At 39.1% G+C, this 17,620-nt stretch carries 3 protein-coding genes; all 3 read left to right on the top strand.

Annotated features, from left to right (window positions below):
• The first annotated feature begins 149 nt into the window (after window positions 1-149).
• The 3 genes from ACP6PM_RS24860 (at window position 150) to ACP6PM_RS24850 (ending at window position 17,271) form a co-directional block, all read left to right on the top strand.
• Complete coding sequence (locus ACP6PM_RS24860; RefSeq protein ID WP_426589397.1) at window positions 150-5,504, top strand: trifunctional serine/threonine-protein kinase/ATP-binding protein/sensor histidine kinase; 5,355 nt, start codon at window positions 150-152, stop codon at window positions 5,502-5,504.
• 75 nt (window positions 5,505-5,579) lie between these two features.
• The gene (locus ACP6PM_RS24855; RefSeq protein WP_426589396.1) at window positions 5,580-10,913 is read left to right on the top strand and encodes a trifunctional serine/threonine-protein kinase/ATP-binding protein/sensor histidine kinase; all 5,334 of its coding nucleotides are present in this window, start codon (window positions 5,580-5,582) and stop codon (window positions 10,911-10,913) included.
• A 196-nt stretch (window positions 10,914-11,109) separates the two neighbouring features.
• Window positions 11,110-17,271, top strand: a complete 6,162-nt coding sequence (locus ACP6PM_RS24850) for an AAA family ATPase (RefSeq protein WP_426589458.1) — start codon at window positions 11,110-11,112, stop codon at window positions 17,269-17,271.
• Window positions 17,272-17,620: the final 349 nt, after the last annotated feature.

Here is a 17,620-nt window from a genome sequence, read left to right as displayed (position 1 = left end):
AAACTACTACTTTGGTATTTTTCATAAACTCACTAACACCTAACACCTACTATCTAACAGCTTTTTTCAGGATATATAGCAAACTTTTTGAGATTTGCTATAACTCCTGTAATATTAACTATTTTGTCTAAATTTTCCTGGAGATGATGATGCTTAACTTACCTGGTTATGAAGAAACAAAGCAAATATATACTGGAACACGCACTCTAGTCTATCGATCTATCCGACCTTCCCCTAGGCAACCCGTCATCATTAAAGTTCTACGCAACCCTGACCCCAGTTTCAATGAATTAGTCCAATTCCGCAACCAATACATTATTACCCGGTGCCTGGAACATCCAGCCATTGTTCAACCTCTAGCCCTAAAACGTTACGACAAGGGCTATATTCTAATTATGCCAGATAAAGGGGCGATCGCTCTTTCCGACTATTGGCCTAACTCAGATCAAAGTCTCAGCAACTTTCTCCACATTGCTATACAACTAGCAGAAGCTCTCCACTATCTCATCCAAAAACGCATTATTCACAAAGACATCAAACCCACTAACATTCTCATCCACCCAGAAACGAAGCAAGTCCAACTCATTGACTTTAGCATTTCGAGTTTACTACCTACTGAACAACAACAACTAATTAACCCCAATATCTTAGAAGGAACCCTTGCCTACATCTCCCCCGAACAAACTGGACGGATGAACCGAGGTATTGACTATCGCACCGACTTTTACTCTCTGGGTGTAACATTCTTTGAACTTCTAACCGGAGAATTACCCTTTACCACCACAGATCCTATGAAATTGGTATATTGCCATATTGCCCAAACAGTTGAGTTTCCAGTTAATATCCAAATTCCTGAAGTTTTGCAAGAAATAGTCATCAAGTTGATGAGTAAGAATGCTGAAGAGCGCTATCAGAGTGCTTTAGAGTTGAAGCACGATCTAGACCAATGTCTACAACAGTTAGAAACTACAGGGAAAATTACATCATTTAAGTTGGGAGAAAGAGATAACAGCGATCGCTTCCTTATACCAGAAAAACTCTATGGAAGGGAAATCGAAGTACGAACTTTACTAGATGCTTTTGATAGAGTTAGTAATCCCCCTCAAACCTCCCTTGGTAAGGGGGGAGGAAGAGCAGAAATGATTCTGGTAGCAGGATTTTCTGGTATTGGCAAAACTGCTGTTGTTAATGAAGTTCATAAACCCATAGTTCGACAAAGGGGATATTTTATCAAAGGAAAATATGACCAATTTAATCGCAATATACCTTTCAGTGCCTTTGTCTCAGCTTTCCAAGATTTAATCGCTCAATTATTAGGAGAATCCGATCAAAATTTAGCTGATTGGAAGACTAAAATTATGGCAGTTTTAGGAGAAAATGGTCAAGTTTTAATAGATGTAATTCCCGAATTAGAACATATTATTGGTAAACAACCACCAGCTCCTGAACTATCAGGTAGTGCAGTGCAAAATCGCTTTAATCTATTATTTAGTAAATTTGTTAGCGTTTTTACCAGCAAAAACCATCCTTTAGTAATATTTTTGGATGATTTACAGTGGGCAGATTCAGCATCATTGAACTTACTGAAAATTTTAATAAATGAATCAGAAACAGGTTATTTATTAATATTAGGTGCTTATCGAGATAACGAAGTTTTTCCAGCTCATCCATTGATGCTTACTATTGATGAAATTCAAAAACAAGATGCAAATATTAATACTATTACTTTGACCCCTTTAGACAAAAAAGATATTACAAGTTTAGTTGCCGATACATTACTTTGTTCAACAAAAATTGCTAGACCATTGTCGGAATTAGTTTATCAAAAAACTAGAGGAAATCCATTTTTCACTACTCAATTTCTGAAAGGTTTGCATCAGGAAAACTTAATAACATTCAATAGCGACAAGGGATATTGGGAATGCGATTTCACCCAGATAAGGCAGTTATCTCTCACAGATGATGTGGTGGAATTTATGGTAGGGCGTTTACGGAAACTACCGAATGCAACTCAAAATGTGCTGAAGTTAGCAGCTTGTCTTGGTAACCGTTTTGACTTGGCAATGTTGACGGTAGTGTGTGAAAAACCTCAAGAGGAAGTGGCAACAGATTTATGGGGAGCATTACCAGAAGGTTTTGTGATTCCCGAAACTCAAACCTATAAATTTTTTCAGGGAGAGCAAGAAGAAGATATTGAAAATATTTCAGTTAATTATCGGTTTTTGCACGACCGGGTGCAACAAGCTGCCTACTCATTAATTTCTCTTCATCAAAAACCAGCTACCCATTACCATATTGGTCAATTACTGCTGAGGAAGCTTTCTGAAACAGAACAAGATGAGAGACTTTTTGATATTGTCAACCACCTGAATTTTGGCAAGTCTATGATCGATGAAAAAAGGGAGCAAGAGCAACTAGCACAACTGAACTTAGCTGCTGGAGAAAAAGCGACATCTGCTACAGCGTATCAAGCTGCGATTGAGTATCTAGAAACAGGTATTAACTTGCTAGAAAAAGATGCTTGGGTTAATCAATATAAGTTGAGTTTAAATCTGCATCGTCACTTAGCAGAAGCTCAGTTAAGTAATTCTAACTACGAGAAATTGGAGATGACAATTGCAATTGCTTTGCAACAGGTGACTTCTCCTATAGAGCTAGCAGATTTCTATGGCATTCAAGTCACTAAATTTAGTTTACAAGGTAAATATGAAAAAGGAATTCAGGCAGGTCTGAAGGGATTAAAAAATCTGGGGATTGAGATTGATAGCAATAATCTGACTAAGCAAGTTGAGTCAGAGTTTGCCTCTATTAACCAAAGTTTGACAGAACACTCTATCTCATCACTATTAGATTTACCGACAACAGTTGAACAATCTATGCAAGCAATGATTAAATTGCTAATTTCTCTAGATCCACCAACATATATTAGCTCCAGCATTGAACTTTACAGTTTTATCTCTTTAAGAGCAGCTTGCCTATCAATTAAACATGGAAATATTCCTGAGTCAATCAAAGCTTATGTCAACTATGGATTACTTTTAGTATTCCAAGGGCAATATCAAAGGGGTTATGAGTTGGCAGATTTAGCTATGCAACTAAGTTACAAACTCAATAGTAAATCTCAGAGGTGTCAAGCTGGATTATTGCTGGGAGCTTGGATTCAGCCTTGGGCAAGACCAATAAAAGGGGCAGCAAATGTAAATTATGAAAGCTTTCTAGCAGGATTGGATTCTGGAGAAATTCAATTTGCTGCTTATAACTTATTAAGCAATATTTTCAATCGATTATTCCAAGGAGAAAATTTAGCAGCAGTTGCCCCAGATATAGAAAAATATAAGTTGGTGGCGGATAAATTCCAGAACGAGCTTTTGCAAGTAGCACTTGCCGCTGCCAAAGTTTTTGTCACTAAACTCTGCCTAGATCGAGAAAATGACGCAATGATTGAAACTGAAAAAACGATCGCTCGTATAGAAACATCCCAAATATGGTTTTCAGTTTGTCTCTATTACATTGTGAGAATGCACCTTTCCTGTTTAACAGAAAACTTTGAGGTTGGTTTAAATTACCTAACAAAAGCAAAACAGATTGTTAATTATGTCGGAGGCTTTACAACCTCTAGTTGTTACTATTATTATGGTTCTCTGATTTTACTCAACTTGTATTCTGGTATGTCGGAACAAGAACAGAGCAATGCTTGGCAGCAAATAGAATCAAATCAGCAGCAGCTCAAAATTTGGTCAGATAGCTGTTCAGAAAACTTTCTACATAAGTATCTTTTAGTTGAGGCAGAACGATGTCGGTGTATCGGTAAAAAATTAGAAGCAATTGAGCTATACGATGATGCTATAACAGAAGCTCAAGCCAACGAATACATCCAAGAAGAAGCTTTGGCAAACGAACTAGCAGGCAAATTTTACCTAGACTGGGGCAAGGAAAAATTGGCTGTGGGATATATGCAATCAGCTTACAATTGCTATGCTCAATGGGGAGCTAAAGCCAAAACTGACCAACTTGAACAAACTTATCCCCAACTCCTCACCCCCATCCTCCAAAAATCTCCTCAGTCTCTTTCTACTCAAAGCGATTTCTTTACTTTCTCCCAATCTATGGGCACTCTTACCAGCACTACCTCTGTCTTCGATCTAGCTTCTACTATCAAAGCTTCCCAGGCTATTTCGGGAGAAATTGAATTGAATGTCCTAGTCTCTAAATTAATGCAGATCCTCATCGAGAATGCAGGAGCTAACAAAGGAGTTTTATTATTAAAATACTCTGAACATTGGGAAATTGTCACTCAATGCAATGACGAAACTTCTCACCTATGCAGTATTTCTCTAGATAAAAGTGAAACTTTACCCCATAGCATTATTAACACCATTAAACGGACGCAACAGACCTTAATTATTAACAACTTTGAACAAGACAACAACTTCACCACTGACCCATATTTGATCAAACAACAACCCAAAAGTCTCCTGTGCACTCCCATTCTCAATCAAGGAAAATTGATGGGCATCCTCTACCTGGAAAACCATATCACTACAGAAGCTTTCACTGCAGAACACATAGAAATTCTCAACCTGCTGACCGCCCAAGCAGCCATCTCCATTGAAAACGCCAGACTTTACCAGGAGTTAGAAGCTAAAGTTGAGCAGAGAACTCAACACCTGCAACAAACCCTACAAAAATTGCAGCAGACCCAAACTCAACTTATTCAAACCGAAAAAATGTCTTCTTTAGGGCAAATGGTGGCCGGAATTGCCCATGAAATCAATAATCCCATTAGCTTTATCTCAGGTAATATCACTCACGCTCGCCAATATGTTCAGGACTTACTAGAATTGCTCGACCTCTACCAGGAAAACTCCTCTAGTCCCAGTGCTGCTATAGAAGATAAATTAGAAGAAATAGAGCTAGAATTTTTATGTAACGACATAGAAAAAATATTTTTATCCATGCAAACAGGAAGCAGTCGGATTCGCGAGATTGTTCTGGGTTTGCGCAACTTCTCCCGTCTCGACGAACAAGGTATGAAGCGGGTAGATATCCATGAAGGATTAGAAAATACCTTAATGATTTTGCAACATCGCCTCAGAGGTAGTGGCTCTCGCCCAGATATTGCTATAGTTAAAAACTATGGTCAACTACCCCTGATTAACTGTTACGCCAGTCAACTCAATCAAGTGTTTCTACAAATTCTCACCAACGCTATTGATGCTTTAACTACTTCCAAAGGGCAAGATTGTCCGGAAATTAGGATCGCTACTCAAATGCAGAACCAGGATAGTATCAGGATTTGCATTGGGGACAATGGGCCAGGAATGAGTGAGACTGTTGAGCAACGTATTTTTGACCCCTTCTTCACTACCAAACCAGTTGGTCAAGGAACAGGACTGGGGTTGTCTATTAGTTACCAAATAGTCACCGAGCAACATGGAGGCCAATTGCTATGTATTTCCCAACTGGGAAAAGGTACTAAATTTATTATAGATATTCCGATTTAACCTAGTCATTCAGAAATCAAATCTCACCAAAAACTTGAAATTTACCCAAATCCAATCCGAACATTATAAGTATATATGCTTAACCTTCCCAACTATTACCTAAGTGAAAACTTATACCAAGGAACACGCACTCTGGTCTATCGTGGCCAACGGAACTGGGACAACAAACCAGTAATTATCAAAGTCTTACGCAACCTTCACCCTAGTTTCAATGAGTTAGTCCAATTCCGTAACCAGCACATTATCACCCGTAATCTGGAACATCCAGCCATTGTTAAACCTCTAGCCCTGGAACGCTATGGCAATGGCTATGCTCTAATCATGCCAGACTCAGGAGCTTACGCTCTTTCCGACTATTGGCCAAAATCAGAGCCTAGTCTCACAAATTTCCTCCACATTGCTATCCAACTAGCAGAAGTTCTCCACTATCTGAGCATACAGCGCATCATCCACAAAGACATTAAACCCAGCAATATTCTCATCGACCCAGAAACCAAGGAAGTCCAGCTCATCGACTTTAGCATCTCTACTCTACTACCCAAAGAACAACAACAACTGATTAGTCCCAATGTTCTGGAAGGAACTCTAGCTTACATTTCCCCAGAACAAACAGGAAGGATGAACCGAGGGATTGACTATCGTACAGATTTCTATTCTCTAGGTGTGACATTCTTTGAACTTCTCACAGGAAAGTTACCCTTTGAAAGTAGTGACCCAATGGAATTAGTCCATTGTCATATTGCCAAAACACCCCCGAATCCTGATTCTCAACTCCCTACTCCCTTGGTCGATCTAGTCTTGAAGTTAATGGCTAAAAACGCCGAAGACCGTTATCAGAGTGCTTTGGGTCTCAAGCACGATCTAGAGCAATGTTTACAACAGTTAGAAACTACAGGAAAGATTACGCAATTTGAGCTAGGTAGCAGAGACTTTTGCGATCGCTTCCTCATACCAGAAAAGCTCTACGGACGCGAAACTGAAGTACAAAGACTCTTGGATGGATTTGCTCTTGTCACTCAAGGTGCAACTCTAATGATGCTAGTCGCCGGGTTTTCGGGAATTGGAAAAACTGCCGTAGTCAATGAAGTGCATAAACCCATAGTTAAGCAAAGAGGGTACTTCATTAAAGGCAAGTTTGACCAGTTCAATCGCAATATACCCTTCTCTGCATTTGTCATCGCCTTCCGAGACTTGATAGGACAATTGTTAGGAGAGTCCGATACCGAACTAGCTGCATGGAAAAGCAAAATTTTGGATGCGGTAGGAGAAAACGGGCAAGTTATTATAGATGTAGTACCAGAAGTAGAAAGAATTATTGGTACTCAACCAGCAGTGACAGATTTATCTGGCAGTGCAGCTCAAAATCGTTTTAATTTATTATTTAGTAAATTCCTGCGGGTATTTACCACAAAAGAGCATCCTTTAGTAATTTTCCTAGATGACCTACAATGGGCAGATTCAGCATCATTAGACTTGCTGAAGTTGTTGATGGAAGAGTCGGAAGTAGGTTATTTACTGGTGTTAGGAGCATATAGGGATAACGAGGTTTTTCCAGCTCATCCGTTAATGTTGAGTTTGGATCAAATTAATAAACAGGGTGCTCAGATTGAGACTCTAACTTTAGCACCTTTGAGTGAGAAAGATATTACTCGTTTAGTAGCGGAAACATTAATATGTACAACAGAACTAGCAGCACCATTATCCGAGTTAGTGTATCAGAAAACAAAGGGGAATCCGTTTTTTGGGACCCAATTCTTGAAAGGGTTGCATGAAGACGGGTGTATTCAATTTAATATGGAAGCAGGTTACTGGCAGTGCGATATGTCAGAGGTGCGACAGTTAGCACTAACAGATGATGTGGTAGAGTTTATGGTAGGGAGGTTGCAGAAACTACCAGAAGCTAATCAGAATGTAATGAAACTAGCAGCTTGTATAGGGAACCAATTTGACTTGAGTACATTAGCAGTGGTGTGTGAGCAGACTCAAGATGAAGTAGCAGGAAATTTATGGCGAGCGTTGCAAGAAGGGTTTGTGATTCCCCAAACTGACACCTATAAATTTTTCCAAGGAGAGTCACAGCAGGGGAACAGTGTAGAAAATATATCAGTAAATTATCGTTTCTTGCATGACCGAGTGCAACAAGCAGCTTATGCTCTGATTCAGTCAGGGCAAAAACAAGCTACCCATTTACAGATTGGCAGGTTACTGTCACAAAACCTTTCTCCAGAAGAACAGGATAGCAATATTTTTACGATTGTCAATCACTGGAACCAGGCGATAGAATTAATCGCTGATCCCGCAGAACAAGACTATTTGATTCAACTTAATTTAAAGTCAGGAGAAAAAGCCAAAGGTTCGGCAGCTTATGGAGCAGCATTGCAATATTTTCAAACGGCGTTGTCTTTACTGGATGTAGAAAGTTGGCAAAGGAATTATGTATTAACTTTGAAATTACATGAAAATTATGCAGAAGTAGCTTATCTAACTGGTGATTTTGAATTGATGGAAACCATATTCGCTCAAGTTATCGAACGTGGGCAAAATTTGTTGGATCTGGTGAAAGTCCATGAAATTAAAATTCACGCCAAGATGGCTCAAGCCCAACAGTTATCAGCTCTCAAAATAGGTATAGATTTCTTAGCGTTATTAGGGATTGAGGTCTCCGAATCACCAAAGCCCGAGGATTTGCAGGTGGAACTGGCAGCAATTTGCCAATTGATGGAAGGTAAAGCTATTGCTACTTTAGCAGACTTACCGATGATGAAGGATAGAAAGCAGTTAGCCAAAGTAAACATTCTAACAAATTTACTATCTGCATGTTATCAAGCTCAACCCAGTCTTTTCCCTTGGGTAGTTTGTAAGCTCATGCAGTTATCTATCAAATATGGGAATACATTATATTCTGCACAGATTTATTCCTCCTATGGCATGGTTTGTATTTTGGGATTACAGGACTTTACATCAGCGACTGAGTATGGAAAACTTGCTTGCCAATTGGATTTAAACCCCCAAACTGGCGATGGTGTTGGTACTTTTGCTACAGGGGCTTGCATAAAACACCTTTCAACTCACCTTAAGGAAGCTATTCCCATATTACTCAACGCTTACCAAGCTGGACTTGACACTGGGAATTTCCAATTTGGGGGAGTCTCAATCGCATACCGATCTCAATACCTTTATTTAATGGGTCATAACCTCTCTGCTATGAAACTGGAAATGGCAAGTGCAAGTCATGCTCTTGCTACCATGAAACAAGGAAATACCTTGACTTTGCATCAACCTTTTGAACAAGCTGTTCTCAATTTATTGGGAGAGTCAGAAACTCCATGGGAACTAATAGGAACAGCCTATAATGAAACTGAGTCTGTCCCGTTGAAAATAGCTGCCAACAATCGGCCGGGGCTCCATTTTGTTTATCTCAATAAGTTGATTCTTTGCTATCTATTCGATCGGATTCCCCAAGCAGTTGAAAATGCTGCACTAGCAGAGTCTTATTTAGATGGGGTAGCTGCTTGTTTGGCGGAGTATTTATGGAATTTATATGATTCGTTGACTCAGTTAGCTCATTATGGTGATGCAGAAACATCTGTGCAGAAAAGTATACTGGAAAAAGTTGAAACTAATCAGAGTAAAATGCAATATTGGGCAAATCATGCTCCAATGAATGGTCAACATAAGGTAGATTTAGTAGCAGCAGAACGTCACCGAATTTTAGGAGAACGATTTCAAGCAATAGAGCTTTATGACCGTGCCATAACAGGAGCCAAAGAAAACGAATATCTGCAAGAAGAAGCCGTCGCTAACGAACTGGCAGCTAAATTCTACCTAGACTGGGGAAAAGAGAAGGTAGCTGCAGGCTATATGCAAGAAGCTTACTACTGCTACGCTCGGTGGGAAGCCAAAGCCAAGATTAACCAACTAGAAGAAAAATATCCCCAACTCCTCAGCCCCATCTTAGAAAAAAGAGAACCTCATAATTTCCACAACAGTTTCACCTCCACTCAAGTCTCAGATATAGTCACTACCACAACTGTTTTCTTAGACTATGCATCTGCCATCAAAGCCTCCAGAGCTATCTCCGAAGAAATCGAACTAGATACCTTGCTGTGCAAATTCATGCAACTCCTAATTGAGAATGCCGGAGCTAACAAAGGAGTTTTATTATTAAACAACTCTAACAATTGGGAAATTGTGGCTCAATTCAATAACGAGACTTGTGACCTATCCACTACTCCTGTAGCTGAAAGCAAAACCCTACCTAGCAGTATCATCAACACCGTCAAACGGACTCAAAAGACTCTGCTACTCAACAACAACTTTGAACAAAACAATACCTTCAGTGCCGACCCCTACTTGCTCAAACAACAACCCAAAAGTCTCCTTTGCATTCCTATTATCAATCAAGGAAAACTCATGGGCCTCCTCTACCTGGAAAACAACCTCACGACAGAAGCTTTCACTCCAGAACGCATAGAAGTTCTCAAGATGCTCACCGCCCAAGCAGCCATATCCATCGAAAACGCCAGACTTTACCAAGACTTAGAAGCTAAAGTTGAGCAGAGAACCCAAAACTTGCAACAAACCCTACAAAAATTGCAGCAGACCCAAGCTCAACTTATTCAAACCGAAAAAATGTCTTCTTTAGGGCAAATGATAGCCGGAATTGCCCATGAAATAAATAATCCCATTACTTTTATCTCAGGTAATATCACTCACGCTCGCGAATATTTCCTGGACTTACTAGAACTACTCAACCTCTACCAAGAAAACTTATCCGCTCCCAGTGCTGCTATAGAAGAGAAATTACAAGAGCTAGAGTTAGACTTTTTATGTGAAGACATAGAAAAAATATTTGATTCCATGGAAACAGGAAGCACTCGAATTCGCCAGATTATTCTCGGTTTACGGAACTTCTCCCGCCTCGACGAACAAGGTATGAAGCGGGTAAATATCCATGAAGGATTAGAAAATACCTTAATGATTTTGCAACATCGCCTCAGAGGTAGTGGCTCTCGCCCAAATATTGCTATAATTAAAGACTATGCTCAACTACCCCTGGTCAACTGTTACGCCAGTCAACTCAATCAAGTGTTTCTACAAATTCTCACCAACGCCATTGATGCTTTAACTACCTCCAAAGCACCAGATTGTCCGGAAATTAGGATCGCTACTCAAATGCAAAACCAGGATAATATCAGGATTTCCATTGCTGACAATGGGCCAGGAATGAGTAAGACTGTTGAGCAACGTATTTTTGACCCCTTCTTCACTACTAAACCAGTTGGTCAAGGAACAGGACTGGGGTTGTTTATTAGTTACCAAATAGTCACAGAACAGCACAGAGGAAAATTACAGTGTATTTCCCAACCAGAAAAAGGTACTAAATTTATGATAGATATTCCCATTTAACCTAGTCATTGTCATTAGACATCTCCAGAAAAGAGGGAGTAGGGAGTAGGGAATAGGGAATAGGGAGAAAGAACTGATAATTTCTGTACGATAATTGATTTCCTGTTTTTATTATTGGAGATGTCTATTTAGTGAAATCTTACCAAAAGCTCCCAATCTATGCAAATCAAATCTGAACACCATCAACAACACTATGATGCTTAACCTTCCCAACTACTACCTAAGCGAAAACTTATACCAAGGAACACGCACTCTGGTCTATCGTGGCCAAAAGAACTGGGACAAGAAACCAGTAATTATCAAAGTCTTACGCAACCCCCACCCCAGTTTCAATGAATTGGTCCAATTCCGTAACCAATACATTGTCACCCGTCATCTCGAACATCCAGCAATTGTTAAACCTCTAGCCCTAGAACGTTATGATAATGGTTATGCTCTAATTATGCCAGATTCAGGAGCGATCGCTCTAGCAGACTATTGGCAAAAGCCAGATTTTTCTCTAACTGAATTTCTCAATATTGCTATTCAATTAGCAGAAGCACTCTATTACCTAACTCAACAACGCATCATCCACAAGGATATTAAACCCAGCAACATTCTCATTCATCCTGAAACCAAGCAAGTTAAACTCATAGATTTCAGCATTTCTAGTTTACTACCAAAGGAACAACAACAACTTATTAACCCCAATCTCTTAGAGGGAACCCTCCCCTACATATCTCCTGAACAAACAGGTAGAATGAATCGAGGTATTGACTATCGTACAGACTTATACTCTTTGGGAGTAACATTTTTTGAACTTCTCAGCGGAGAATTACCCTTCACTACCACCGAGCCAATAAAATTGGTGCATAACCATATTGCTCAGTCAGCCAAATTTCCACTCAAAAGTCAAGTACCCAAAGTCTTACAAAGTATCGTCCTCAAATTAATGGCCAAAAATGCCGAAGACCGTTATCAGAGTGCTTTGGGTCTCAAGTATGATTTAGAGAAATGTCAGCAACAGTTAGAAACAAAAGGAAAAATTACATCCTTTGAGTTAGGACAAACGGATGTAAGCGATCGCTTCCTCATACCAGAAAAGCTCTATGGCAGGGAAATGGAAGTACAAACCCTACTTGATGCCTTTGACAGAGTTAGCAATCCCCCCCAAACCCCCCTTGGTAAGGGGGGAGAAGAAAGAGCAGAAATGATCCTAGTAGCAGGTTTTTCCGGAATTGGGAAAACTGCTGTTGTCAATGAAGTGCATAAACCCATAGTTAAGCAACGAGGTTACTTTATCAAAGGAAAATACGACCAATTTAATCGCAATATTCCTTTCAGTGCCTTCGTGCAAGCCTTCCAAGACTTGGTGAACCAACTACTGAGCGAGTCAGATATAGAGTTAGCTAATTGGAAAACAAAGATAATCAAAGCTTTGGGAGACAACGCTCAAGTCATCATTGAGGTAGTACCAAAACTAGAAAAAATCATCGGGAAACAACCATCAGCACCAGAACTTTCTGGCAGGGAGGCCCAAAATCGCTTTAACTTACTATTTCAAAAATTTATTGCTGTATTTACTACTGCCGAACATCCAGTAGTAATGTTTTTAGATGACTTACAATGGGCAGACTCAGCATCGTTGAACTTGATGAAAGTCTTAATGAGTAGTGGAGATACTGGATATTTACTGTTGTTGGGAGCATATCGCGATCACGAAGTATTTCCAGCTCATCCATTGATTTTGAGTTTAGGAGAGTTAAAAAAAGAACAGGCAATTATTTCCACAATTACTTTAGCACCATTAGCTATTAATCATATCAATCAATTGGTAGCAGATACCTTGAACTGTACTCAAAAATTAGCTCTACCTTTGAGTGAGTTGGTATATCAAAAAACTCAAGGGAACCCGTTTTTTACAACTCAGTTTTTGAAAGGGTTGTATGAAGATGAATTGATTAGGTTTAATTTGAAGTTAGGGTATTGGGAATGTGACTTGGTGAAGGTGCGGGATGCAGCTATTACAGATGATGTGGTGGAATTTGTGGCTCATCGGTTGCAAAAATTGGCAGTAGGAACGCAGGAGGTCTTAAAGTTAGCAGCTTGTATTGGTAATCAGTTTGAACTACAGACATTAGCAGTGGTATGTCAGAAACTAGAAGAAGATGTAGCAGCAGATATTTGGGGAGCATTACAAGAGGGTTTGATTTTACCTATTTCTCAAACTTATAAGTTTTTTCAGGGTGATGTCAAACAGACAAGGGAACAGATGGTGACAGTTAGTTATCGTTTCTTACATGACCGAGTGCAACAAGCTGCTTATTCTCTGATTCCGGAAAGTCAAAAACAGAAAACTCACTGGCAAATTGGCCAAAATTTACTACAAAAAAGCTTAATATTTGACGAAGATCGGGATATCTTTGAAATTGTTAATCAGCTTAATATTGGCATAACATTTGCCCAAACCCAAGCGCAGCAAAATAAACTCCTCAATCTTAACCTTAGAGCAGGACAAACGGCAAAAACAGCTACCGCTTATGAAGCAGCACTAGGATATTTTAATGTAGGGCTAAACTTACTACCTCAGAACTGTTGGCAAGCAGATTACAATTTAACTCTTAGATTACACCTAGAAACAATTGAAACTGCTTATCTCAATTTGCAACTAGATTCGGTTAGTTCATTAGTAAACGAAGTTCTAGATCGTGCAAATAATTTACTGGAAAAAATCAAGATTTATGAGATTCAACTCCAATATGCAATAGGCAATAACCAACTTATCAAAGCTTTGGATGATGGCTTAAAGATTCTAGAAATTTTAGGTGTTCCTTTGGTGAGTCCAGAAAATACTGAAATCATATTACCAGAGTTAGAAAGACTGGAATATTTTCCCAATATGGAAGACCCTTATAAGCAGGCAGCTCTAAGGATTTTAGTAACCATTTATTCTGCTGCTTATAATGCTAATCCCGATCTCCTAAAACCAATTATCTGGACTATGGTCTATCTTTGTACAAAAGAGGGACATACTTCAATTGCTCCTGTTGCTTATGCTGTCTATGGTGTGGCCCTATGTGGTGCAGGGGATTTAACTAAGGGATATAAAAGTGGTTGTATTGCTCTGAAATTATTGGATATATTGAATGCCGAAGAAGTTAAATGTAAAGTTTCTGAACTATTAGGTGGATTTATTTCTCACTGGAAAGACCATGCTAAAACAAGTATCGAACAATTCAATAAAGGTATTCAAAGTGGCTTAGAGACAGGCGATCTAGAATATGTTTGTCATTGTGCGAAAAATGCTTGTGCCCATCTGATGTTATTGGGAGAGCCTCTTGATAGTGTTCAAGAAAAACAGCTACAATACATTCAGCTTGGTGTGAAATTAAAACAGCAGCATATTCTTCACTACGCTACTATTTGGCGACAATTTACCCTTAACTTATTAGACACTACAGAAAATCCCTGTCTTCTAATTGGTGATAGTTTCAATGAAGAGACTATGTTGGCAACTCTCAAGTCTGCCAAAAACTATTTTTCACTTTATGTAGTCTACTTGATTAAGCAAATTCTATGCTACTTATTTGGTGAGATGAGCCAAGCTCTTCATTGTATTGATTTAACAAATGAATATTCTCAAAAAGCTGGGTTGGGATCTTTAATGAACGTAACACAAAATTTCTACGCCTCCTTAATCTTACTAGATCGATATAGATATAGAGAACCCAGTTTCCAGCAATCTTTACAACATCAATGGCTGACTACTGTTACTCAGAATCAGGTAAAGATGAAAAAGTGGGCGAATTATGCACCGATGAATCATTTACATAAATATCAGTTAGTGGAAGCGGAATATCACCGTTCTCTAGAAAACTATGTCAAGGCAATCGAACTCTACGACCTGGCTATTACTGGAGCCAAAGAAAACGAATATCTGCAAGAAGAAGCTCTAGCCAATGAACTGGCAGCCAAATTCTACTTAGACTGGGGCAAAGAAAAAGTTGCAGCAGGTTATATGCAAGAGGCATACTATTGCTACACTCAGTGGGGAGCCAAAGCCAAAACTGACGACCTAGAAAAGCGCTATCCCCAATTACTCCAACCTATTTTACAGCAACAGCTCCAATCTACTAATTTATTTGATACTCTGACAACTATTGCTCAACCCCAACTCTCAATTCATTCCTCTCAAACGCCTACTCAATCCTCGGCAACAAGTATCAATACTACCCTGGATTTAGCTGCGGTGTTGAAATCTTCTCAGTTGCTTTCAGAAATCATCCAACTAGATGAACTTCTCTATCAATTAAGCCAGATTATTCTGGAAAATTCCGGTGGCGAGCGCTGCTTGATTCTCATACCTGACGAGCATAGCACTTGGCAGCTCCGAGTTACTGCTACAACAGATAGCACCGAGCTTTGTGCTGAACCCTTAGCCAACAATACAAGCTTACCAGTTCAACTCATCCAATATGTGAAAAACACCAAAGAAGTTTTAGTTATTAATAACCTTGACACCGACTTGCCAATTTTTGATGAATACCTTAATCAAAATCAACCCCAAAGTATTTTGTGTGTACCGATGCTAAATCAGGGAAAATTGGTAGGGATTCTGTATTTACAAAATCAACTTATCCGTGGGGTGTTTACCCCAGAGCGTATTCTCATACTTAACTTTCTTTGTAACCAAGCTGCCATCTCAATTAAAAATGCTCAACTGCATCAGAAGTCGGAATTATCCCTACAACAAGTTAAACAATCGGAAAACTTACTCAGAAAAATTATTGATACGATTCCACAATTCATTTTCTGGAAAGACAGAAACTCTAATTTTTTAGGGTGCAACCAAAAATTTGCCAGAATCGTAAGTTTTAATTCTCCCGAAGAGCTTGTTGGTAAAAATGATGAGGATTTGCCTTGTACTCGAGAGGAGGCTGACTTGTTTAGAGAATCAGAGCGCCGTGTGATGGAATCTAACCAAGCTGAATTACACATTATTGAAACACAAAGGCAGATTGATGGTACAACACGGTGGCTAGATACAAACAAAATTCCACTGTGTGATGAAACTGGGAAGGTATACGGAATCTTAGGCAGCTATGAGGATATTACCGAGCGCGTACGACTAGAACAAGAACAAAAACGTCTCATTGCTATTTTAGAAGCGACTTCTGATTATGTTGGCATTGTAGATACTGAAGGTACTGTACTCTGGATGAATGCTCAATTTAAAAAATTACGCCCAGAGTTACATAGTCATGGTAACTCATTTAAACTCACACAAAACCATCCTCAGTGGGCGAATGAAATCATTCTCAATCAAGCCATTCCTATAGCTGCTAGTCATGGAACTTGGTTTGGGGAAACAGCAGTCATAGATTCAACCGGACGAGAAATTCCAGTTTCCCAAATTATTATTGCTCACAAATCTGCTCAAGGAATGGCAGAATATTTTTCGACTATTATGCGCGATATTAGCCAAATCAAGGAAACTCAAACTGCCCTAATTGAAAAATCTCTGGCTCTAGAGCAAGCACTCCAAGACCTACAAAAAACACAATTGCAAATGGTGCAAAGTGAAAAAATGTCAGCATTAGGGAACTTAATGGCAGGAGTCGCCCATGAAATTAATAATCCCACAGGTTTTTTAGGAGGCAATATTCAACCGGCGACAGAATATGTACAAGATTTACTGGGTTTGATCGCTCTATATCAATCAGAATATCCAGGGCCAAATCAAGTCATAGCTGAAGAAATTGAAGCCATAGAATTAGAATTTATTCGTGAAGATTTGCCAAAATTGTTAGGGTCGATGAATGTGGGAGTAGAGCGGATTCGTAATATTAGTAGTAGTCTGCGAACTTTTGTTCGTAAAGACCAGGAACATCAGACAACTTTTAATATCCATCAAGGAATTGATAGCACATTAGTTATTCTCAAACACCGTACCCAAGCCACCGAAAAACGTCCAGCCATTGAAATTGTGAGAAACTATGGGAATGTTCCACAGGTGGAATGTTTTCCTGGGCAATTGAATCAGGTGTTTATGAATATTTTGGCTAATGCTATTGATGCTTTTGATGAAGCAACTTTAGCTGAGATTAAACAGAAACCAAATAGGATAATAATTGAAACTTCTATACTTGAGAAGAATCAACTACAGATTAAGATTGAAGATAATGGTTGTGGGATGAAAGCAGAAACCAAAGAGAGAATATTTGAGCAAGGGTTTACAACAAAAGGAGTGGGGAAAGGTACAGGGTTAGGGATGGCGATCGCTAAATCTATTATTACGGAAAAACATGGGGGTATAATTACCTGTGATTCTACAGTTGGAGAAGGTACAATATTTACGATCACACTACATATTGCTTAAAATATTATAGCAATTCCCATGCTGGTGATATCATGTCCGGTAGCATCGGTATTGTATAGCAAAGGTAGGGAACAGGGAACACAGAAGAGGGAACACAGAAGAGGGACGAGAGGGAGGAAGGTTTAAGAGCAAGAAAAAACTTAAATTTCCTGTTGATATTTACGCTAACTTTTACACAAACGATATAAACGGACATGATATGAGGTACAAAATTTCTTTGTTTTAGGAAACACTTAACTGGGAATAGGGAATAGGGATATAGAAAAGAAATAAAAATAGGTGTACCTCATTAGCCTGAGAAACGCTATACTTAGTTTAAGTAATTTTCCTGATCAATAATGAATCTTCC

Source organism: Dapis brunnea BLCC-M229 (assembly GCF_050015995.1).
Taxonomy (GTDB): Bacteria; Cyanobacteriota; Cyanobacteriia; order Cyanobacteriales; family Microcoleaceae; genus Trichodesmium.
Note: the sequence above shows the minus strand (reverse complement) of the source record. Positions and strands in the feature narration are given on the sequence as shown.

Coding starts and splice junctions, on each gene's coding strand:
- ACP6PM_RS24855 (WP_426589396.1), top strand. CDS start 5,580: ATGCTTAACCTTCCCAACTATTACCTAAGTGAAAACTTATACCAAGGA.
- ACP6PM_RS24860 (WP_426589397.1), top strand. CDS start 150: ATGCTTAACTTACCTGGTTATGAAGAAACAAAGCAAATATATACTGGA.
- ACP6PM_RS24850 (WP_426589458.1), top strand. CDS start 11,110: ATGCTTAACCTTCCCAACTACTACCTAAGCGAAAACTTATACCAAGGA.